The organism is Streptomyces sp. NPDC001714 (assembly GCF_042892755.1).
Classification (GTDB): Bacteria; Actinomycetota; Actinomycetes; order Streptomycetales; family Streptomycetaceae; genus Streptomyces.
Genome location: NZ_JBIAUL010000003.1, coordinates 251,990 through 272,361 on the forward strand (window position 1 = coordinate 251,990; position 20,372 = coordinate 272,361).

The 20,372-nt window shown below is 69.6% G+C and carries 19 protein-coding genes; 11 read left to right on the plus strand and 8 right to left on the minus strand.

The window, feature by feature from the left end:
- Positions 1-98 precede the first annotated feature (98 nt).
- Positions 99-2,054 (minus strand): Ig-like domain repeat protein, encoded by a 1,956-nt coding sequence (locus ACFY0P_RS09905; RefSeq protein WP_388909235.1) that lies wholly within the window; start codon positions 2,052-2,054, stop codon positions 99-101.
- A gap of 294 nt (positions 2,055-2,348) precedes the next feature.
- Positions 2,349-2,831 (minus strand): SseB family protein, encoded by a 483-nt coding sequence (locus ACFY0P_RS09910; RefSeq protein ID WP_388909237.1) that lies wholly within the window; start codon positions 2,829-2,831, stop codon positions 2,349-2,351.
- A gap of 176 nt (positions 2,832-3,007) precedes the next feature.
- Between ACFY0P_RS09910 and ACFY0P_RS09915 the strand changes: the two genes are divergently transcribed.
- From ACFY0P_RS09915 to ACFY0P_RS09935, 5 genes are all read left to right on the plus strand, one after another.
- On the plus strand, positions 3,008-4,834 hold the full coding sequence (locus tag ACFY0P_RS09915; RefSeq protein WP_388909239.1) for an acyl-CoA dehydrogenase: 1,827 nt from the start codon (positions 3,008-3,010) through the stop codon (positions 4,832-4,834).
- An 82-nt stretch (positions 4,835-4,916) separates the two neighbouring features.
- Positions 4,917-6,215 carry a M18 family aminopeptidase gene (locus tag ACFY0P_RS09920; RefSeq protein ID WP_388909241.1) on the plus strand — a complete coding sequence of 433 codons (1,299 nt, stop codon included), beginning with the start codon at positions 4,917-4,919 and terminating at the stop codon, positions 6,213-6,215.
- 74 nt (positions 6,216-6,289) lie between these two features.
- Positions 6,290-6,538, plus strand: a complete 249-nt coding sequence (locus ACFY0P_RS09925; protein ID WP_351956724.1) for a DUF6458 family protein — start codon at positions 6,290-6,292, stop codon at positions 6,536-6,538.
- Positions 6,539-6,705: 167 nt separating this feature from the next.
- Positions 6,706-7,812 (plus strand): glycosyltransferase, encoded by a 1,107-nt coding sequence (locus ACFY0P_RS09930; protein WP_388909243.1) that lies wholly within the window; start codon positions 6,706-6,708, stop codon positions 7,810-7,812.
- Between the two features lie 30 nt (positions 7,813-7,842).
- Positions 7,843-8,001 carry a hypothetical protein gene (locus ACFY0P_RS09935; protein WP_388909245.1) on the plus strand — a complete coding sequence of 53 codons (159 nt, stop codon included), beginning with the start codon at positions 7,843-7,845 and terminating at the stop codon, positions 7,999-8,001.
- Positions 8,002-8,095: 94 nt separating this feature from the next.
- Here ACFY0P_RS09935 and ACFY0P_RS09940 read toward each other — a convergent pair whose 3' ends face one another.
- From ACFY0P_RS09940 to ACFY0P_RS09950, 3 genes are all read right to left on the minus strand, one after another.
- Positions 8,096-9,907, minus strand: coding sequence for an NHL domain-containing thioredoxin family protein (locus tag ACFY0P_RS09940; protein ID WP_388909247.1), 1,812 nt, complete (start codon positions 9,905-9,907; stop codon positions 8,096-8,098).
- A gap of 324 nt (positions 9,908-10,231) precedes the next feature.
- The gene (locus tag ACFY0P_RS09945; protein WP_388909249.1) at positions 10,232-11,092 is read right to left on the minus strand and encodes a calcium-binding protein; all 861 of its coding nucleotides are present in this window, start codon (positions 11,090-11,092) and stop codon (positions 10,232-10,234) included.
- Positions 11,093-11,237: 145 nt separating this feature from the next.
- Entirely contained in the window at positions 11,238-11,630 is a 393-nt protein-coding gene (locus ACFY0P_RS09950) for a cupin domain-containing protein (RefSeq protein ID WP_388909251.1), read from the minus strand.
- 53 nt (positions 11,631-11,683) lie between these two features.
- Here ACFY0P_RS09950 and ACFY0P_RS09955 point away from each other — a divergent pair, with 53 nt between their 5' ends.
- Together ACFY0P_RS09955 and ACFY0P_RS09960 are read left to right on the plus strand one after the other, a co-directional pair.
- The gene (locus tag ACFY0P_RS09955; protein WP_388909253.1) at positions 11,684-12,682 is read left to right on the plus strand and encodes a GlxA family transcriptional regulator; all 999 of its coding nucleotides are present in this window, start codon (positions 11,684-11,686) and stop codon (positions 12,680-12,682) included.
- Complete coding sequence (locus ACFY0P_RS09960; RefSeq protein WP_388909255.1) at positions 12,679-13,173, plus strand: LURP-one-related/scramblase family protein; 495 nt, start codon at positions 12,679-12,681, stop codon at positions 13,171-13,173. The genes ACFY0P_RS09955 and ACFY0P_RS09960 overlap by 4 nt, the downstream gene beginning before the upstream one ends.
- Here the strand turns inward: ACFY0P_RS09960 and ACFY0P_RS09965 are convergent.
- On the minus strand, positions 13,170-13,967 hold the full coding sequence (locus tag ACFY0P_RS09965; RefSeq protein ID WP_388909257.1) for a carbon-nitrogen family hydrolase: 798 nt from the start codon (positions 13,965-13,967) through the stop codon (positions 13,170-13,172). The two genes, ACFY0P_RS09960 and ACFY0P_RS09965, sit on opposite strands and share 4 nt — an antisense overlap.
- Positions 13,968-14,149: 182 nt before the next feature.
- Between ACFY0P_RS09965 and ACFY0P_RS09970 the strand changes: the two genes are divergently transcribed.
- Both ACFY0P_RS09970 and ACFY0P_RS09975 read left to right on the plus strand, forming a co-directional pair.
- Positions 14,150-14,974 carry a maleylpyruvate isomerase family mycothiol-dependent enzyme gene (locus ACFY0P_RS09970; RefSeq protein WP_388909259.1) on the plus strand — a complete coding sequence of 275 codons (825 nt, stop codon included), beginning with the start codon at positions 14,150-14,152 and terminating at the stop codon, positions 14,972-14,974.
- Positions 14,975-15,061: 87 nt separating this feature from the next.
- Entirely contained in the window at positions 15,062-15,826 is a 765-nt protein-coding gene (locus tag ACFY0P_RS09975; RefSeq protein WP_388909260.1) for an SAM-dependent methyltransferase, read from the plus strand.
- Positions 15,827-16,014: 188 nt separating this feature from the next.
- Here the strand turns inward: ACFY0P_RS09975 and ACFY0P_RS09980 are convergent, their stop codons facing one another.
- Positions 16,015-17,316, minus strand: a complete 1,302-nt coding sequence (locus ACFY0P_RS09980; protein ID WP_388909262.1) for a nitrate/nitrite transporter — start codon at positions 17,314-17,316, stop codon at positions 16,015-16,017.
- Complete coding sequence (locus ACFY0P_RS09985) at positions 17,313-17,963, minus strand: GntR family transcriptional regulator (protein WP_388909264.1); 651 nt, start codon at positions 17,961-17,963, stop codon at positions 17,313-17,315. Before ACFY0P_RS09985 ends, ACFY0P_RS09980 begins: the two co-directional genes overlap by 4 nt.
- 197 nt (positions 17,964-18,160) lie before the next feature.
- Here ACFY0P_RS09985 and ACFY0P_RS09990 point away from each other — a divergent pair, with 197 nt between their 5' ends.
- Both ACFY0P_RS09990 and ACFY0P_RS09995 read left to right on the plus strand, forming a co-directional pair.
- The gene (locus ACFY0P_RS09990) at positions 18,161-19,060 is read left to right on the plus strand and encodes a D-alanyl-D-alanine carboxypeptidase family protein (RefSeq protein ID WP_388909266.1); all 900 of its coding nucleotides are present in this window, start codon (positions 18,161-18,163) and stop codon (positions 19,058-19,060) included.
- Between the two features lie 178 nt (positions 19,061-19,238).
- Entirely contained in the window at positions 19,239-20,195 is a 957-nt protein-coding gene (locus ACFY0P_RS09995; protein ID WP_388909268.1) for a Bro-N domain-containing protein, read from the plus strand.
- Positions 20,196-20,372 lie beyond the last annotated feature (177 nt).

Genomic DNA, 20,372 nt, shown 5'->3' on the forward strand with positions numbered 1-20,372 from the left:
GTGCGCCCACTTTAGTTGAGCGTTGAACTTTCTGCCACCCCTAACGGAGAAGGCCCGGAGGACATTCCCTCCGGGCCCGGTCATCCCCGATCGGTGGATCAGTTGCTGAAGTAGAGGTAGTTCCACGCGCCGTAGGTCGTGGAGTTCACGGTGTCGCCGGACGAGCCGTTGACGTACACCGAGCGCATCCGCGCCCGGATGCCGGACTCGCCGGGAGCGTCGAACTGCACGGCCGTCTTGCCGTTCGTGCCGAGCTTGAAGTACTCGGAGTCCGTCGAGTACCACTTGCCCTGGTAGTAGACCTCCAGGTCCAGGCGGTGCTCACGGCCCGGGTAGTAGGTCATGGTCGTGTTGAACACCGGGCTGGTGTTCTTGTGGAACCAGCGGTACGACGTCGAACCGATCTTCGCCGTCTTGTAGTACCTGGAGAGGGACGTGGAGATCTTGACCCGCGCGTACGCCGTGGCCTTCACGGTCTTCGGCGCGTAGCGGGCGTCGCCGTCGAAGACCGCGGAGACGGCCGTGTCCCGGGTCATGTCCACCCAGGCGGCGATGTTCCCGTGGGAGTCCACCCTGCCGGTCTTGATCAGCTTCTTGCCCTTGTCACCGCCGAAGGGGTCCGCGTAGATCTTGACCGAGCGGTTCTTGTACGTCGTCCCCAGGTGCGCGGTGAACTTCACGTCGGCGCCGTAGTTGTACAGCTTGCCGTTGTTGTTCAGGCTCAGGCTCGTCGCCGCGCGCGAGACCGCGACCTTGTCGGAGGCGGTGGCCGCGGCGTGGTCGGCGTCGCCCGCGTAGGTCACCTTGTAGGTGACCGTGCCGCCGGCCGGCGGGGTGTCGGCGAAGGAGTAGGTGCCGTCCGCCTTGACCGTGACGGCGGCGAGCGCCTTGCCACCGGGGCTCTCGACGTCGGTACGGGTGACGGAGAGCTTGACGCCGGCGGGCAGCGGGACCGTCGCCGAGAGCTTGCCGGTGACGGTGAGCTTCTTGGCGCGGGCCGCCGAGCTCGGGGCGTTGACCGTGAGCGTCGGCACGTTGAGCGTCGGCTGGGTCAGGGCCTTGAGCGTGAAGGTGCCGCCGTTCGGCACCAGCGCGAAGATCCGCGAGGAGTCCGGCGCCCAGCGCAGGTTGCCGACGGCGTAGTCGGTCGTGGAGCCGGCGGTGTAGGTGCGCAGCGGCTTGGTGGCATCGGGCCGGTAGACAGCGACCTTGCCCGCGTTGAACTGGGCGACCAGCCCGTTCGGCGCGACGTCGGCACCCCACGCGCCGGGGTAGGCACCGGCCTTGCTGAACTTGCCGTCCGCCCACGCGTCCCGGTCGGTGCCGTTGACCAGTACCTGGTCGGCGCCGGGGACGAGGTCGATGTCCCCGATGCCGCTGTTCAGGGTGTAGTCGCCGTCGTACCAGGCGGTGACCTTGGCGGTGCCGCCCGACACGTCGAGGACGGCCATGGAGTCGGTGGAGATACCGGTCTCCCCGACGGCCAGCAGGCCCGGACGGGTCGAGTCGGTGTCCAGCAGCCCCTGGCCCCAGATGCCGGCCGAGGTGCCCTCGGTGGGGAACTGCGCCATCGCCACCGGGTCGGTCCCGCCCGCCGGGTCCACCGCCGGGTCGATGGAGCCGATGTCGCCGTCCCACTGGTCGCCGTACGAGAACCACGCCTTGCCGCCGGCGAAGGCCACGTGCCGGGGTCCGGTGGTGGTCGGGATGCTGTACGTCGTCCTCACGTCCAGCGTGGCCGGGTCGAGCGCGAGGACCTGGTGGGTGTTGGGCAGCGCCGCGTACAGGGTGCTGCCGTCGTCCGACAGGGCCAGGTCGCTGACGCCGTCGAAGCCGACGTTCACGTCGACGAGGGTGCCGTTGTAGTCGGAGGCGAGGATCCGGCCGTTGGCCGCGTCGCCGACGAACACCCGCTGGAGCGCGCCGTCCACGACGAACCCGCCGATGTTGGTGACGGTGGTGGCGGCTGCCGAGGCGGTCCCCGCCGCCACGACGCTCAGCGCCGCCGAGCTGAAGACGACCGCGAGCGCCGTCGCGACCGAAGTGCTGCGCATGCGCACAGTGATGAAACCCCCAGTGAGAACCCGGGTTCGCCGGGTGGATGAGAGCGCCGCGCGGCATCCGTGCACGACCGCGGAAAGAGCGGTTGCGCGCGGGGCGCGGCTGCCGGGGGCAGCCTATGGCATGGCTGTGACAAAGAGGGGGTGAGTTTTCGGAGGCGCTGTCGGCAGCGCCCCGTCAGGGGCGCTGGGGGTACCGCCGGCCGAAGTCCGGGGGAGGAACTGCGCGACCAGCCACGACGAAGCCGCAGACTACCGACGCCACATCGCGGCCCTCCCAGCGAAGCGCTACCCGTACATCCGCCGCATCGCGAACTCCACCATCTGTTCGACCGCCTTCGCGTCGAAGACCATCCGGTGTTCGCCCTCCATGTCCAGGACGAAGCCGTAGCCGGTCGGGAGGAGGTCGATGACCTCCGCGCCGGTGATGACGAAGTACTTGGACTCCTTGCCCGCGTACCGGCGCAGCTCCTTGAGCGAGGTGAACATCGGGATGACCGGCTGCTGGGTGTTGTGCAGGGCCAGGAACCCGGGGTTGTCGCCGCGCGGGCAGTACACCTTGGACGTGGCGAAGACCTGCTGGAAGTCCTCGGCGGTCAGCTGTCCGGTGGTGAAGGCGCGCACCGCGTCCGCGAGCGAGGGCGGGGACGGCTCGGGGTAGAGCGGCGGCTGCTGGCCGTACCCCCCGAGGCCGCCGGCCATCTGCTGCTGCGGCGGGGTGTACTGCTGCTGAGCGGCCCCACCGTCCATGGGCTGGCCGTATCCATACATGCGCGCAAGCCTACCGAGACACGCGGCGTCTGCGAGAAGGTAGACCCTTCTCACACTTCACCCGATGGGGGTTGCGTCTTATTACCGACGGGTAGCATCATCGGAGCTACTCGTTGGTATGTGAAAGCTTGCGCGAGGATTCAGTGCCTCGCCGATCCGGATACGGAGCCGTCACCATGGGGCACTACAAGTCCAACCTCCGCGACATCGAATTCAACCTGTTCGAAGTGCTCGGGCGCGACAAGCTGTACGGCACCGGCCCGTTCGCCGAGATGGACACCGACACCGCGAAGAGCGTCCTGGAGGAGCTGACCCGGCTCGCCGAGAACGAGCTGGCGGAGTCCTTCGCCGACGCCGACCGCAACCCCCCGGTCTTCGACCCGGAGACCAACACCGCCCCGGTCCCGGCCTCCTTCAAGAAGAGCTACAAGGCCTTCATGGACTCCGAGTACTGGCGCCTCGGCCTCCCCGAGGAGATCGGCGGCACGACCGCGCCCCCGTCGCTGATCTGGTCGTACGCGGAGCTGGTCCTCGGCGCCAACCCGGCCGTGTGGATGTACTCCTCCGGCCCGGCGTTCGCCCGCATCCTCTTCGAGGAGGGCACCGAGGAGCAGAAGAAGTGGGCGCAGATCGCCGTGGACCGGACCTGGGGTTCGACCATGGTGCTCACCGAGCCCGACGCGGGTTCGGACGTCGGCGCCGGCCGCACGAAGGCGGTGCAGCAGGAGGACGGCTCCTGGCACATCGAGGGCGTGAAGCGCTTCATCACCTCCGGTGAGCACGACATGGAGGAGAACATCCTTCACTACGTGCTGGCGCGTCCCGAGGGCGCCGGTCCGGGCACCAAGGGCCTGTCCCTCTTCCTCGTCCCGAAGTACCTGTTCGACTTCGAGACCGGCGAGCTGGGCGAGCGCAACGGCGTCTACGCGACCAACGTCGAGCACAAGATGGGCCTGAAGGCCTCCAACACCTGCGAGATGACCTTCGGCGACCGCCACCCGGCCAAGGGCTGGCTGATCGGCGACAAGCACGACGGCATCCGCCAGATGTTCCGGATCATCGAGTTCGCCCGGATGATGGTCGGCACGAAGGCCATCTCGACGCTGTCGACGGGTTACCTGAACGCGCTGGAGTACGCCAAGGAGCGCGTCCAGGGTCCGGACCTCGCGAACTTCATGGACAAGACCGCGCCCAAGGTCACCATCACCCACCACCCCGACGTCCGCCGCTCGCTGATCACGCAGAAGGCGTACGCCGAGGGCATGCGCGCCCTGGTCCTCTACACCGCCTCGATCCAGGACGCGATCGCCGTCAAGGAGGCGAACGGCGAGGACCCGAAGGCCGAGCACGCGCTCAACGACCTGCTCCTGCCGATCGTCAAGGGCTACGGCTCCGAGAAGGGCTACGAGCAGCTCGCCCAGTCGCTGCAGACGTTCGGCGGCTCCGGCTTCCTGCAGGAGTACCCGATCGAGCAGTACATCCGCGACGCCAAGATCGACACCCTGTACGAGGGCACCACCGCGATCCAGGGCCAGGACTTCTTCTTCCGGAAGATCGTCCGCAACCAGGGCGCGGCCCTGAACTCCCTCGCCGAGGACATCAAGAAGTTCCTGGCGCTCGGCACGGGTGGCGAGGAGCTGGCGGGCGCCCGCGAGCACCTCGCGAAGGCCGCCGTCGAGCTGGAGGCGATCGTCGGCCTGATGCTGACCGACCTCGCGGCCACCGAGCAGGACGTGAAGAACATCTACAAGGTGGGTCTCAACACCTCCCGCCTGCTGCTCGCCTCGGGTGACGTGATCGTCGGCTACCTGCTCCTCAAGGGCGCCGCGGTCGCCGCCGAGAAGCTGGAGACGGCCTCGAACAAGGACAAGGCGTTCTACACCGGCAAAATCGCGGCAGCGAAGTTCTTCGCGGCCAACGTGCTGCCGGGCGTCACCCTGGCCCGCAAGATCGCGGCCGACGTCGACCTCGACCTGATGGAGCTGGACGAAGCCGCCTTCTGACCGTTCCGTCCGACCGAGTCCGCCGCGGTGGCCCGCTCCTTCACAGGGGAGCGGGCCACCGTACGTCGTTAAGGTGAAGCACATGAGCGAACCCTCCCGCTTCGATCGCGGTCACACCGACGACCTGATGTCCTTCCTCGCGGCCGGTCCCACGCCGTACCACGCCGTGGCGAACGCCGGCGCACGACTGGAGAAGGCCGGTTTCCGGCAGGTCGCCGAGACGGACGCCTGGGACGGCACCGCCGGTGGCAAGTACGTGCTGCGCGGCGGCGCGATCATCGCCTGGTACGTCCCGGAGGGCGCCGCGCCGCACACGCCGTTCCGGATCGTCGGCGCCCACACCGACTCCCCGAACCTGCGCGTGAAGCCCCGTCCGGACACCGGGGCGCACGGCTTCCGCCAGGTCGCCGTGGAGATCTACGGCGGACCGCTCATGAACTCCTGGCTCGACCGCGACCTGGGCCTGGCCGGCCGGCTCAGCCTGAGCGACGGCTCCACCCGCCTCGTCGACGTGAACCGACCGCTGCTGCGGGTGCCCCAACTCGCCATCCACCTCGACCGTTCGGTCGGCAGCGAGGGTCTCAAGCTCGACAAGCAGCGCCATCTCCAGCCGATCTGGGGTCTCGGCGACGACGTCCGCGACGGCGACCTGATCGCCTTCCTGGAGCAGGAGTCGGGCCTGCCGGCCGGTTCGGTCACCGGCTGGGACCTGATGACCTACGCCATCGAACCGCCCGCCTACCTGGGCCGCGACCAGGAGCTGATGGCCGGCCCCCGGATGGACAACCTGCTCTCCGTGCACGCCGGTACGGCGGCCCTGGCAGCCGTGGCGGCGGGCGGCACCGAACTGCCCTGCATCCCCGTCCTCGCCGCCTTCGACCACGAGGAGACCGGCTCCCAGTCCGACACCGGCGCGGACGGTCCGCTGCTCGGCAGCGTGCTGGAGCGTTCGGTGCTGGCGCGCGGCGGCTCGTACGAGGACCGGGCGAGAGCCTTCGCGGGCACCGTCTGTCTCTCCTCCGACATGGGCCACGCCGTCCACCCCAACTACGCCGAGCGCCACGACCCGACGCACCACCCCCGCGCCAACGGCGGCCCGATCCTCAAGGTCAACGTCAACAACCGCTACGCCACGGACGGTTCGGGCCGCGCGATCTTCGCCGCCGCCTGTGAGAAGGCCGGGGTCCCCTTCCAGACCTTCGTCTCCAACAACTCCATGCCCTGCGGCACCACGATCGGCCCGATCACCGCGGCCCGGCACGGCATCCAGACCATCGACATCGGCGCGGCCATCCTCTCCATGCACAGCGCCCGCGAACTGTGCGGCGCCGACGACCCGTTCCTGCTGGCCAACGCCCTGGTGGCGTTCCTGGAGGGGTAGTTGCACATGGCCCGCCCGTCCCTGGGTACCCGGTGTGGACCAAAGCCACCGAACCTGAAGGGGAGGCAACGCTCATGGGGCTCGGCGGGTGCATCATCCTCATCGCCGTGGGGGCCATCCTCACGTTCGCGACCGATTGGCACATGAACGGCGTCAATCTCGACGTCGTCGGCCTGATCCTGATGGCCGTCGGCATCATCGGCGTCGCCACGTTCAGCAGCATCGCCAGTCGCCGGCGGGTCATGGTGCCGCCGACGACGGTGGTCGAGGAGGAACGGCACCATCACCACCGTGACGGATACGGGGACGGGTACGGCGCGTAACGGACACACCTGCACTCACAGGGCCATCACAGGCAACCGTGAGCAATCCGTTGCAGCGTTCAACTACCGAAGTTGTACGGATTTCGTGAAGAATTTCGATCACTGACGGGTCCGGAGCGTCGGCTTCCGGATCCACCGAGTTCTTCACGACAGGGGGGTACCGAGCCGTGCGCCGTCACGCCACGCGCCGTGCCCACGCCGCGCCCGAGGAACCGGACGACAGACCAAGACTCGCCGTCCTGATCCCGGCCCACAACGAGCAGAAACGTATCGCCGACGCGATCGACGGCCTCTGGGAACAGACCCGGCGCCCCGACCTGATCGTCGTCGTCACCGACAACTGCACCGACGACACGGCCGGCGTCGCCGCCGCCCACGGTGCCCAGGTCTTCCCCACCCAGGGCAACACCCACAAGAAGGCCGGCGCCCTCAACCAGGCCATCGCCTGGGTGCTCCCGCACCTGGACGACCGGGACCTGCTGCTCGTCCAGGACGCCGACACCGTCCTCAACCCCTGGTTCGTCGAGACCGCGCTCGCCACCTTCAACCGCAAGGTCGGCGCGGTCGGCGGCGTCTTCTACGGCGAGGACGGCGGCGGCTTCCTCGGCCTGCTGCAGCGCATGGAGTTCCACCGCTACGCCTGGGAACTGGAGCGGACCGGCGGCAGGGCCCAGGTCCTCACCGGCACCGGCACGATGTTCCGCGCCCGCGTGCTGCGCGAGGTCCGCGCGGCCCGCCGCGCCGGCGAACTCGGCGGCGGCACCGGCTACTACAGCCTCGCCTCGCTGACCGAGGACGACGAGATGACCAAGGCGGTCAAGACCCTCGGCCACCGGGCCATGTCCCCGGCGGGCTGCGCGGTCACCACCGAGGTCATGCCGACGCTCCCCAAACTCTGGCACCAGCGGCTGCGGTGGCAGCGTGGCGCCCTGGAGAACCTCCGCGACTACGGCTGGACCCGGGTCACCGCCCGCTACTTCGTCCAGCAGTTCCTGATGGGCTTCGGCGCGCTCTCCTTCCTGATCTACCTGACCTACATGGCCGCGTACACCTCGCTGTACGGCTGGCCGGGCCTGTCGCCGTTCTGGACGGCGATCGGCCTGATCTTCATCGTCGAGAAGACCGTCTCCGTACGGCGGGCGGGGCCCAGGGCCGTCCTGGTCGCCGCGCTGATGATCCCGGAGATGCTCTACGACCTCTTCCAGCACGCCGTCTACTTCACCTCGCTGTGGGGGCTGGTACGCCGCAGCGAGGAGAAGTGGGTGGCTACGTGAGATTCCCCCAACCCTCGTAGGAGAAAAGCGATGTACGGCAGAGTGATCGGCGCGGGCACGGTGGGCGCGGGCGGTGCGACCCTGGCCGCCACCGGGCTGTGGATCAACAGCATGGCGATGGTGGTGGCGGCCACGACGCTGGTGGCGGCCGGGGTGGCGGTGTTCAAGCTGGTTCCGCGGCGGCGGTAGCCGGTGGCCCGTTGTGTTTCGGCCGCAGGTGCGTGGGGGCTGGTCGCGCAGTTCCTCCCCCAGCCTTCGGCCGGGGGTACCCCCAGCGCCCCTTTCAGGGACGTTGATCCATCCCGGCGAGAATCAGCGGAAGGCGGTCCGCGCCACTCTCCGTGATACGCACCGGAACTCCCCAGTCCTGCTGGTGCACATGGCAGGCCGGGTACTCGTTGGCCTCGTCGTCGTCGCAGGACGCGGCCATCGCCGAGACGTGCAGGACGCCTTCCGGCACCGCCGGGTTCAGGTCCAGCTCTCTCGACAGGTCGGTGTCGGCGCCCTCGCCCTTGAGCAGCAGCTCCGGCGGGGTCGACGACACCAGCAGGCGCGTCGACGGGCCGTAGCGCGTGTCCAGCTTCTGGCCCGCCGGGGCCTGGAAGACCACGTCCAGCCGGAGCCTGCCCGGCGCGACCTCGGTCGCCGCGCGCTGGGTGCGGTGGGCGACCGACTCCACCTGGACCGCCTCCTCGGGCAGCCGCAGCCGGGTCAGCCGGTGGCGGGCCGACTCGACGACCACGATCTCGTCGCCGACCAGCACCGCGCCGCTCGGCTCCCGCAGGTCCGTCGCCAGCGTGGTGACCTCGCCGGTCGCCGGGTCGTAGCGGCGCAGCGCGTGGTTGTAGGTGTCGGACACCGCGACCGAGCCGTCGGGCAGGGCCGTCACACCCAGCGGGTGCTGGAACAGGGCCTGGCCGGCCGCGCCGTCCCGGTGGCCGAAATCGAAGAGGCCGGTGCCGACGGCCGTGTGGACGTGCCCGTCCGGGTCGACCCAGCGCAGGGCGCTCGTCTCGGAGTCGGCGAGCCAGAGCCGGTCGGCGGTGGCCGCGAGGCCGGACGGCTGCGCGAACCAGGCCTCGGCCGCCGGCCCGTCGACCAGTCCCTCGTTGGTGGTGCCGGCGGCGACGGCGACCGTTCCGGTCTCCGGGTCGTACGCCCACAGCTGGTGCACGCCCGCCATGGCGATCCACACCCTGCCGCCGAAGACCGCCACGTCCCACGGGGAGGACAGGTCGATCTCGCGGGCCGGACCGGAGGTCGGGGAGCCCTGCCACCACTGGCGGCCGGTGCCGGCGAGGGTGCTCACCGCACCGGTGGCCGGGTCGAGGCGGCGCAGGGCGTGGTTGACGGTGTCGGCGACGACCACCGAGCCGTCGTCGAGGAGCGCGAGGCCCTGAGGCTCGTTGAAGGAGGCGGTGTCCGCCGTGCCGTCGGTGAAACCGCGCGTACCGGAGCCGATCCGCCGTACGACCGTCTCCGCGTCCTCGGCCAGCTCCACCAGCTGGTGCCGGGTGGTGTCGCTGACCAGGAAGTTCCCCGAGGGCAGCAGCAGGGCCTTGCCGGGGAAGCGCAGGGCGGTCGGCTCGGGCTCCGGCGGCACGTACGGGCCGTCGCCGCGCCGCAGGGTGCCCTTCGCCTCGTGCTCCGCCTCCAGCTCCTCGACCAGCCGCGCGATCGCGTGCGCGTGCCCCTCGCCGGCGTGCTGGGCGACGACGTACCCCTCGGGGTCGATCACGACCAGCGTCGGCCAGGCCCGGACGGCGTACTGCTTCCAGGTGGCGAGCTCCGGGTCGTCGAGGACCGGGTGCTCGACGCCGTACCGCTCCACGGCGTCGACGACCGCCCGGTGCTCGGCCTCGTGCACGAACTTGGGCGAGTGCACCCCGATGATCACCACGGTGTCCCGGTGCTGCTCCTCCAGCTCACGCAGCTCGTCCAGGACGTGCAGGCAGTTCACGCAACAAAATGTCCAAAAATCAACAATTACGATGCGCCCGCGGAGCTCCGCGAGGCTGAGCTGCTTGTCACCTGTGTTGATCCAGCCGCCCTTGCCGAACAGCTCGGGGGCCCGGACACGTACGCGTTTTGCCATGGTTCAAGCCAACCACACGCGCACGTGGCGCTATTCCTCACACCACAGCCTCCTCCCCACACGGGTTGCCGTCGCTCGCGCGCCCGGGCACGTGTGGCCGAGGCGCACGCCCGGTGACGATCCCCTCTCCGACAAGCACGGAGCTTCACGTCTCCGCGGTCCCCGTGCACCCGACGAACCACCGGGCCGTGCAGGACCGCCCAGGTCCGGCAGTCGGCTTCCTGCCGCTCCATGGCGCTCTTGCCTTCGCGTGCCGGCGAAAGCCGCAAGGAGAGATCGGCCTGGTCCGGGGCCCGGCTTCGGGCCCCGGACCCGTCGGTCCACTCAGTCCTGGTGCACCACGTTCCGGCCGGGACCGCCGGAGAGCCTGTCGCTGCCGGGACCGCCGTACAGCCTGTCGTTACCACTGTTGCCGTACAGCCTGTCGTTGCCGCTGTTGCCGTACAGGACGTCGTCGCCCTTGCCGCCGTACAGGGTGTCCGCGCCGCTTCCGCCGGTGATGGTGTCCTTGCCGTCGTCGCCGGACAGGTACTGGGCCCCGCTGCCGCCGTGCAGCACGTCGTCGCCCTTGCCGCCCTGCACGATGTTGTCGCCGCCGCTCGCGTTGATCGTGTCGTTGCCGTCGTCGCCCCAGGCGAGAGCCTCCTTGCCCACGGTGATGGTGTCGTTGCCCGTGCCACCGGAGACGTAGGCGCCGTCGAGGCGACCGGAGTCGGTGGCCTTGTCGTTGCCCGTGCCGAGTGAGATCTGGGCGTAGAAGTAGATCTGGTCGGTGGCGTTCCTGTAGGCGAGCGTGTCGTCCCGGTCGCCCAGGCTCACGATCAGCGCGGCGTACGGGTCCTGACTGTCCACAAGGGTGACCCTGCAGGAAACCTTGGTCTGGTCCGCGCTGTCGGGGTAGGTGCAGTCATGGCCCGCGCTGATCGGGACAACGTCGTCGATCACGTAGACGATGCCCGTGCGGTCCGCGGTGAGCGATGCGGTGACAGTGGCTTTGTTGGCCTGACCGGCGGCGGCCTTGTAGGTGAGCTGCCAGTCGTACTGGTTGACCGCGGCGGTGGCCGGTGCCGTCGCGGCGTCGGCGGTACCGGCCGTGGTGAGTGCCGCGGCCATGGCCGCACCGAGAGCCAGCGTCATCGCCGGGAGGGTGCGTATGACCCGGCGGCGGGCGGGACGAGCGTGCATGGAAACCTCCGAGAGGAACGTGCGCGACTACGCGAACTACGCATCGTCGGACTCGGAGCCCACCCCGTTGGTTGGGCAGCTTCTGCACACGCACGGGGACTTCAACTCCCGGACATCCATTGGACCGGGGGAATCCGCGGCCCGGTCACGTGAGGACGTGTCCGGTCGTCGCGTCCACGTGCCCGGGAACCTCGTCGTGCCGATCGCCCACCGTGAGGGTTCCGGTGGGCTCGAGGAGCAGGATCTCGGTGGGCACACGCGCGTGCGGCTTGTGCTCGGTGCCGCGGAAAACGGTGAAGACCGAGCCTCTGGGCAGGACGACCGTGCGCTCGCCGGCCGGCTCCCGCAGGGCGATGTGCAGTTCGCCCTCCAGGACCAGGAAGAACTCGTCCGTGTCGGCGTGGACGTGCCAGAGGTGCTCGCCCTCGACCTTGGCGACGCGCACGTCGTAGTCGTTGACGGCGGTGACGATACGCGGGCTCCACAGGTCCTCGAAGGAGGCGAGGGCGTGGGCGAGGGAGATGGGTTCGCTGGTCATGGCGAACATCGTGGGCCGTGGCCCGGCATCGATGCGAGTGCTAGAAATCGCATATGACGCAAGGATCCTCTCAGACGACTCATCGCGTGGCCGTGATCGTCGACGCCGGGACCAACCCGTTCGAGGTCGGCGTCGCCACCGAGCTGTTCGGGCTGCCGCGGCCCGAGCTGGGGCTGCGCGTGCCGCCCTACGAGGTGACGCTGTGCGCGCCCACCCCCGAGGTGCGCATGAACCACGGCTTCTTCACCCTGAGCGGGGTGGCGGGGCTGGCGGCCGTGGACGAGGCGGACACGGTCGTCGTACCGGGGCGGCCTGACAACGTCGTACCGCGCGGCGCGGACGTCCTCGACGCGATCCGGCGCGCGCACGCGCGCGGGATGCGCATCGTGAGCTTCTGCACCGGGACGTTCGCACTCGCCGAGGCCGGGCTGCTGGACGGGCGGCCGGCCACCACGCACTGGCGCTGGGCCGACGCCTTCCGGGAACTGCATCCCCGGGTGCTGCTCCGGCCCGACGTGCTCTTCGTCGACGACGGCGACCTGCTCACCGCCTCCGGCAGCGCGGCCGCGCTGGACCTGGGGCTGCACATCTGGCGGCAGGACCACGGCGCAGAACTCGCCAACGCCGTCTCCCGGCGGCTGGTGTTCGCCTCGCACCGGGACGGCGGGCAGCGGCAGTTCGTCGAGCGGCCGGTGCCCGAGGTGCCGGACGAGTCGCTGGGACCGCTGCTGGCCTGGGCCCAGGAGCGGCTGGGCGAGCCGCTGACCGTGGCGGACCTGGCCGCGCGGGCGGCCGTCTCCCCCGCCACCCTGCACCGCCGCTTCCGCGCCCAGCTGGGCACCACCCCGCTGGCCTGGCTGACCGGGGAGCGGGTCGCCCTCGCCTGTCGGCTGATCGAGCGCGGGGAGGAGCGGCTCGACGTCGTCGCGGCGCGCAGCGGGCTCGGTACGGCGGCCAACCTGCGGGCGCGAGTGCGGCGCGAGACCGGGCTCAGCCCGTCGGACTACCGGCGGCGTTTCGGGCCGGTGGGGCGGGAAGGGGTACAGGCATGAGATTCCTGGTACGCGACCGGATCCTCGGCTTCGGTGAGGACTACTGGATCGAGGACGAGCACGGCGACAAGGTCTTCCTCGTCGACGGCAAGGCCATGCGGGTGCGCGACACGTTCGAGCTGAAGGACCGGCACGGGCGCGTGCTCGTCGACTTCCACCAGAAGATGTTCGCCCTGCGCGACACCATGGTGATCGAACGCGAGGGCGAGCCCCTGGCGACCATCAGACGCAAGCGGCTGTCGCTGCTGCGCAACCACTACCGGGTCCACCTGGTCGACGGCACCGAACTCGACGTCAGCGGCAAGATCCTCGACCGGGAGTTCGCCGTCGAGTACGACGGCGAGCTGCTGGCCGTGATCTCCCGGCGCTGGCTGCACGTGCGGGAGACCTACGGCGTCGACGTCGTACGCGACGACGCGGATCCGGCGCTGCTGATCGCGGTGGCGGTGTGCGTGATCCACCTCGCCGACAAGGAGCGGGAGGGGGACTAACGGTGGCGCGGGGGGTCCAGGCCGAGGAGGCGGTCCTTGAGGGCCGGGAACTGTTCGCGGGTCGCGGCGACCTTGGCCGGGTCGAGGTCGACGGTGAGGATCTCCTCGCCGGCGCCCGCCTCGGCCAGCACCTCGCCCCACGGATCGACCACGATCGAGTGACCGGCCTGCGGAACTCCGGCGTGCGTCCCGGCCGTTCCACACGCGAGCACGAACGCCTGGTTCTCGACCGCCCGCGCCTGGGCCAGCAGCGTCCAGTGCGCGCGTCGCCGCTCGGGCCAGCCCGCCGAGAGGACCAGCGTCTCGGCGCCGGCGTCGACGAGTCCGCGGAAGAGTTCGGGGAAACGGAGGTCGTAGCAGGTGGCCACGCCGAGTGTGGTCCCGGGCAGCCGGACCGTCACCAGCTCCTGTCCAGCGCCCATCAGCACCGCCTCGCCCTTGTCGAAGCCGAAGCGGTGGATCTTGCGGTAGGCCGCGGCCAGCTCGCCGGAGGGGGAGAAGACGAGAGCCGTGTTGTAGAGGGGGCCGTCCGGGTCACGCTCGGGGATCGAGCCGGCGTGCAGCCAGACGCCCGCGTCGCTCGCCGCCTTCGCCATCGCCTCGTACGTCGGCCCTTCGAGCGGCTCGGCCTCCGTGGCGAACTCCTCGTAGGCGAACGCGCCCGTCGTCCACAGCTCGGGCAGTACGACGAGATCGGAGTCCGCCTGCTCACGTACCAGTGTGGTCACGCGCTGCCGACGGGATTCGACCGATTCACCCTCGTTTACGTCGATCTGGATGAGCGAGGCACGCACACTACCACCGTCCTGGCATTCGAGCCGTCCACACGGGCCTACGATCGTCACACGAAAGCACTGCCGGGGTGCCTCACAGCAGCGTAACTTAACGTCTCAAGACACCCGCCGACAGCAGCCACCTCCCGCTGGCAGCGCCGCCATCACCTGCCCGAGTACCGACCGCCGAGGGGTCCCGTTCCGTGAGTCTGCATCCCACCCTCCAGCCCTACGCCGACGCTTGGACCCACTCCATCGAAGCGATATCCGAGCTGGTGACGCCGCTTGTCGAGGGCGAGTGGAACCGGCGGACCCCGTGCCCGGGCTGGTCGGTGCGGGACGTGGTCTCCCACGTCATCGGCCTGGACTGCGAGATGCTCGGCGACCCGCGCCCCATCCACACCCTGCCGCGGGACCTCTTCCACGTCACCAACGACCAGCAGCGCTACATGGAGATGCAGGTCGACGTCCGCCGCCACCACACGGCGCCGGAGATGACCTCCGAGCTCGAGTACGTGATCATCCGCCGCAACCGCCAGCTGCGGAACGAGTCGCGGGACCCGGGCACCAAGGTGCGCGGCCCGCTCGGCACCGAGCTCACCCTCGAAGACTCCATGCGCGGCCATGCGTTCAACGTGTGGGTGCACGAGCAGGATCTGCGGGCCGCCCTCGGCCGCCCCGGCAACCTCGACTCCCCCGGCGCGCACATCGCCCGTGACGTGCTGCTCGGAGAGCTGCCCGCCGTCGTCGCCGAGAAGGCGAACGCACCGCGCAGTTCGGCGATCGTCCTGGACGTGCACGGCCCCGTCGAGTTCATGCGCACCATCCGCGTCGACATCCAGGGCCGCGGCACTCTCGAAACGGCCCCCGCCCTCGGCCCCGCCGCCACCTTCACCCTCGACTGGGAGACCTACGTCCGCCTGGCCTGCGGCCGCACCACCCCGGACGCGGTCGCGGACCGGGTGAAGGCGGAGGGCGACCCGGAGCTGACGGCGGCGATCCTGCGCAACTTCGCCGTCACGCGGTAAGAGCAGTAAGAATCGGGAAGGAAGCGGCAGCGGGGTGCGCCGTTAAATCGGTGCCCGGCGGCGGCCTTCACGACCTATCTTCCCGGCATGACCACAGCCACCGCACCGCAGGACGACCTCCCGCCCCGCCTCACCCGGCTCACCTTCCACGGCCCGCTCTCCGAGGCCCGCGCGACCGCGATGGTACGGCGCCTCGCGGCCACGCATCCCGGCAGCGTGCTGGACATCGGCTGCGGCTGGGGCGAGTTGATGCTCCGGCTGCTGGCGGCGGTACCGCGGGCGCACGGCGTCGGAGTGGACGTGAACGCGGTTGACCTGGAGCGGGGGCGGCGGGCCGCCGGGGCACGGGGACTGTCCGGCCGGGTGGAGTTCGCCGAGGAGTCGGCGGTGGGCACCGGCCGGGGCCCGGCCGACGTGGTGCTGTGCCTCGGGGCGAGCCAGGCACTGGGCGACGATCTGGTGCCGGCCCTGCGGGAGCTGCGGCGGCTGGTGGCCGACGGCGGGCGCGTCCTGCTCGGCGAGGGTTTCTGGCAGCGCACCCCGACCGAGGCGGAGCTGGCCGGGATGTGGCCCGGCGCGTCGGCCGCCGACCACCACGACCTGGCCGCCCTCGTCGACCTGGCGGTGGCCGCGGGCTTCCGCCCGGAGTGGATCGAGACGGCGGGCCCGGAGGAATGGGAGGAGTTCGAGTCGGCGTACCAGGCGGACACGGAGGTATGGCTGGCGGCCAACCCCGGCCACCCTCTGGCGCCCGAGACCCGATCCCGCCTGGACAGCCACCGCGCGGCCTGGCTGACGTACCGGGGCGTACTGGGCCTGGCCTACCTGACCCTCGTCCCGACGACGACTTGACCCGACACGGAAAGCCGCCGACGGCGAATACCCCCACGGGTCGCCAGCCCCTCCACCAACGGCGAACGGGCGGTGCGCGGGTGGGAGATCACCGGCCCCTGCACGCAGAGCCGCCGACGGCGACCGGCCCCCACAGGTCGCCGGGCCTCTCTGCCCACAGCAAACGGGTGGTGCGCGGGCGGGAAAACCTATGCGGGCACGTGCACCGTCTCCACCCGGCTCGCCACCAACCGTTCCCGCTCCCGCCGAACCGCCCGCCCCCGCAACCGCAGGATCTGGCTCACCCCCAGCGCCTGCAGCACGAACACGCACGAGAAGGCGACCGAGTAGTTGTCGCCGGTGGCATCCAGCACCACACCCACCAGGAACAACGTCGTCATCGAGGCCGTGAAACCACCCATGTTGGTGATCCCGGACGCGGTTCCCTGTCGCTCGGGCGGGTTGGCCGGCCGCGCGAAGTCGAAGCCGATCATCGACGCGGGTCCGCACGCGCCGAGCACCGCGCAGAGCACCACCAGCAGCCACATCGGCGCATGGTCGGCCGGGTACACCAGCGTCGCCGCCCACACCACGGCCGTCGCCCCGACCGTGCCCAGCGCCAGTGGCAGCCGCGCCATGTGGTGCCGGGCGACGATCTGGCCGTAGACGAGGCCGACCACCATGTTGGAGAGGACGACCAGGGTCAGCAGCTCACCGGCCGTGGCGCGGGACAGCCCCTGCGCCTGGACCAGGAACGGCAGCCCCCACAGCAGCAGGAACACCATCGCCGGGAACTGGGTGGTGAAGTGCACCCACAGGCCCAGCCGGGTCCCCGGCTCCCGCCAGGACGCCGCGATCTGCCTGCGTACGTACGCCGCCCCCTGGTGCGGGAAGGGCTCCGGCTCGTACCCCTCGGGGTGGTCCTTCAGGAACAGGAACACGAGGACCAGGACGACCACACCGGCCAGCGCGCTGCCCGCGAACGCCGGGGTCCAGCCGATGCCGTGCAGCAGCCGGGCCAGGACCAGCGTGGAGACGAGGTTGCCGGCCATGCCCACCAGCCCGGCGAGCTGGGCGACGAGCGGGCCGCGCCGGGCCGGGAACCAGCGGGTGCCGAGCCGCAGCACGCTGATGAACGTCATCGCGTCACCGCAGCCGAGCAGCGCGCGCGAGGCGAGCGCCGTGCCGTACGACGGGGAGAAGGCGAAGCCCAGCTGTCCGACGGTGAACAGCACGGCGCCGATGGACAGCATCTTCTTCGTGCCGAGGCGGTCGACCAGCAGGCCGACGGGTATCTGCATGCCCGCGTAGACCAGCAGCTGGAGGATCGAGAACGTGGACAGCGCCGAGGCGCCCACGTGGAAGCGGTCGGCCGCGTCGAGACCGGCGACCCCGAGGGACGTACGGAAGATGACGGCGACGAAGTAGACCGAGACGCCTATGGCCCAGACCGCGACGGCACGGCGGCCGCCCGGCGGATCACCGGGCAGCGACGCGCTGCCGCGGCTCATCGGACCTCACCCCGCGCCAGGTGCGCGAACCAGTCGACGTGCCGGTGCACAAGGGCGACCGCGCGATCGGCGTCCCCCGCGCGCAGCGCGTCCAGGATCTCCTCGTGCTCGGTCAGCGACTTGGCGATGCGGTCGGGGTGGGCGTGCATGATCGCGACGCCCATTCGCAGCTGCCGGTCGCGGAGTTGGTCGTAGAGGCGGGAGAGGATCTCGTTGCCGCCGTCGCGGACGATCTCGGCGTGGAAGCAGCGGTCGGTGACGGCCGCGGCGGCCAGGTCGCCGGCGGCGGCCTCGGCCTTCTGCCGGTCGAGCAGTTCCTGGAGCCGGGCCACCAGCCCCGCCGACGCCGGTACGGCCTTGCGTACCGCGTGCTCCTCCACCAGCATCCGGGTCTCCACCACGTCCGCGATCTCCTGCGCGGAGACCGGCAGCACCATGGCGCCCTTCTTCGGGTAGAGCTTGATCAGTCCCTCGACTTCGAGGCGCAGCAGCGCTTCCCGTACCGGGGTGCGGGAGACTCCCACGGCCTCGGCCAGCTCGCCCTCGGTGAGGAGCGTGCCGCCTTCGTAGTGGCGGTCCAGGACGCCTTGCTTGACATGGGAGTAGACGCGGTCGGCGGCAGGGGGCTGCTTGACGGCCAGGCTCATGCCCACAGCTTAGATACAACACGTACGCAAGGGGCACGGGCGTCCACCATCCGGACGTGACATAAATCGCTCTCAGCAGCCGCACAACCATCTGTGCTACTTACGTGTCACACACGTGCGGCCCCATTCGCTTCGGCACCCCCAACTCGGCCGCACGCCAGGGGCATTACGACTCGACTCGACTCGGGGTATTTCAGTTGATTACCGGTATTAAGGGCACCAGCCTCCGCAGGGCCGTCGCCGTCGCCGTCACGTCCGGCGCGATGCTCGCGACCGGGGCCCTCACCGCGGCTCCCGCGCAGGCCGTCACCGCGCCCTCGATCGTGGCCAAGGGTGGCTACGTCATGAACAACGCGAACGCGAAGACGCTGTACACGAAGAAGGCGGACACCCAGCTGTCCACCGGCTCCACCACGAAGATCATGACCGCCAAGGTCGTGCTCGCGCAGTCGAACCTGAACCTCGACAAGAAGGTCACGATCCAGAAGGCGTACAGCGACTACGTCGTCGCCAACAACGCCTCCCAGGCGCACCTGATCGTCGGCGACAAGGTCACCGTCCGTCAGCTGCTCTACGGGCTGATGCTGCCCTCCGGCTGCGACGCCGCCTACGCGCTCGCGGACACGTACGGCTCGGGCACCACCCGCGCCAAGCGCGTCTCCAACTTCATCTCCAAGATGAACACCGCCGCGAAGAACCTGGGCCTGACCCACACCCACTTCGACTCCTTCGACGGCATCGGCAACGGCAACAACTACTCGACGCCGCGCGACCTGACGAAGATCGCCAGCAGCGCGATGAAGAGCTCCACGTTCCGCACGGTCGTCAAGACGAAGAAGTACACGGCGAAGACGATCACCAAGACCGGTTCCACCCGCACCATGGGTACCTGGACCAACACCAACACGCTGCTCAGCAGCTACAGCGGTGCCATCGGCATCAAGACCGGCTCCGGCCCCGAGGCCAAGTACTGCCTGGTCTTCGCCGCGACCCGCAACGGCAAGACGGTCATCGGCACCGTCCTCGCCTCCTCCTCGATCACCCAGCGCGCGACGGACGCGACGAAGCTCCTGAACTACGGCTTCGCGACCATCTGACCCACCTCGCACCGAGCCGACGAAGGCCCGCCGCAATCCCTGCGGCGGGCCTTTTGCCATACCTGTACGACCTCCCGCAGCGGAACTCGTGTTCTTCCCTCGCAATCGTGAACATGCAGGTATTTGACTGGCATATTCGATTTTCTCCGCCCTAGGTTCCGCAGCGGAGGTGGTTCACATGAACGAACCGAACAAGAAGGCGAAACCCGCCGGCCGCCACGAGGCCATCGACATCAGCGACTTCGTGTACGCGGCGACCGGAGCCCGGGTACGACGGCTGACCATGCCGGACGGGAGGCACTGGTTTCCGGCGGTGGACGTGTGCAAGGAGCTGGGGCACACCAACTCTCGGCAAGCTCTCGCCGACCACGTTCCGGAAGAACACCGAGAGTGTCTTGAGACCGTAAGTGGAGCTTACGGTCTCAACGTTCCCGCAGGTCGGGGGTGGCGTCGAGACATGAATCTCATCGATCTCCAGGGCCTGATCATCCTCGTCAACGCCTGCACGAAGCCCGCCTGCGCCCCCTTCAAACAGTGGGTCGCGGAGGTCATCGCGACAGTCCAGCGAGAGGGTTCTTACACTCTCGAAGAAGCCGAGGTGCAGCCGACCGAGCCGGGCGCGCCCGTCGCGTACGCCATGCCGGAGCAGGTCGCGGAAGCCATCGTCCGGCTTGAGGCGCACAACCTTCAGCTGGACGAGCAGTTGGTGAGCGGGCAGCGCGAACTGATCGAGTTGCAGCGAGAGATGCTGGCCACACAGAAGGCCACGATCGCCGTACAACAGGCCATGGTGCACGCCATGGAACGCATCGCGGACCGGCTCGACGCCCTCGTCCTCGAACGTCATACGCCCCACGGCCCGCCTGCGGCCCTTCCCACCACCGAGTCCGTACTCGCCGACTGGCGACGGCGGTTGTCGGTGACCGAGGACGTATGGACGGTGGCCGTCGTGATCGCCCCTGTCCTCGTCGAGAAGGGTGAGCTGCGCGAGCCGCTCGAATCCATCGCCGCGCGTACCGGGCTGACCGTGCACCGCGTCAACGAGTGTCTCCGGCTGCTGCGTAAGCACGCCTGCATTCACTCGCGGGGTGGGACGGAGGAGGGGGCACCGGTCTACGTGCTGAACCAGCCCTGAGAGTGGTGAAGGAATGAGAGTGGGCGGTCGCAATCCGACCTTGCGGCCGCCCACTCGCAGCTTATGCCCCTCAGGTTGAGAGTGTCCCGAGACCATAACCAGAAGTTACACTCTCAGCGTTTACGCAGGTCAAAGAAGGGGCGAGACCGTGACTGGAAGTCACGGTCTCGCCCTTCT

Bases quoted from the DNA above. Each gene is read 5' to 3' on its own strand.
- ACFY0P_RS09915 (WP_388909239.1), top strand. From the start codon at position 3,008: ATGGGGCACTACAAGTCCAACCTCCGCGACATCGAATTCAACCTGTTC.
- ACFY0P_RS09955 (WP_388909253.1), top strand. From the start codon at position 11,684: ATGACGCAAGGATCCTCTCAGACGACTCATCGCGTGGCCGTGATCGTC.
- ACFY0P_RS09995 (WP_388909268.1), top strand. From the start codon at position 19,239: ATGAACGAACCGAACAAGAAGGCGAAACCCGCCGGCCGCCACGAGGCC.
- ACFY0P_RS09975 (WP_388909260.1), top strand. From the start codon at position 15,062: ATGACCACAGCCACCGCACCGCAGGACGACCTCCCGCCCCGCCTCACC.
- ACFY0P_RS09980 (WP_388909262.1), bottom strand. From the start codon at position 17,316: ATGAGCCGCGGCAGCGCGTCGCTGCCCGGTGATCCGCCGGGCGGCCGC.
- ACFY0P_RS09950 (WP_388909251.1), bottom strand. From the start codon at position 11,630: ATGACCAGCGAACCCATCTCCCTCGCCCACGCCCTCGCCTCCTTCGAG.
- ACFY0P_RS09905 (WP_388909235.1), bottom strand. From the start codon at position 2,054: ATGCGCAGCACTTCGGTCGCGACGGCGCTCGCGGTCGTCTTCAGCTCG.
- ACFY0P_RS09940 (WP_388909247.1), bottom strand. From the start codon at position 9,907: ATGGCAAAACGCGTACGTGTCCGGGCCCCCGAGCTGTTCGGCAAGGGC.
- ACFY0P_RS09910 (WP_388909237.1), bottom strand. From the start codon at position 2,831: ATGTATGGATACGGCCAGCCCATGGACGGTGGGGCCGCTCAGCAGCAG.
- ACFY0P_RS09935 (WP_388909245.1), top strand. From the start codon at position 7,843: ATGTACGGCAGAGTGATCGGCGCGGGCACGGTGGGCGCGGGCGGTGCG.
- ACFY0P_RS09925 (WP_351956724.1), top strand. From the start codon at position 6,290: ATGGGGCTCGGCGGGTGCATCATCCTCATCGCCGTGGGGGCCATCCTC.
- ACFY0P_RS09960 (WP_388909255.1), top strand. From the start codon at position 12,679: ATGAGATTCCTGGTACGCGACCGGATCCTCGGCTTCGGTGAGGACTAC.
- ACFY0P_RS09985 (WP_388909264.1), bottom strand. From the start codon at position 17,963: ATGAGCCTGGCCGTCAAGCAGCCCCCTGCCGCCGACCGCGTCTACTCC.
- ACFY0P_RS09920 (WP_388909241.1), top strand. From the start codon at position 4,917: ATGAGCGAACCCTCCCGCTTCGATCGCGGTCACACCGACGACCTGATG.
- ACFY0P_RS09945 (WP_388909249.1), bottom strand. From the start codon at position 11,092: ATGCACGCTCGTCCCGCCCGCCGCCGGGTCATACGCACCCTCCCGGCG.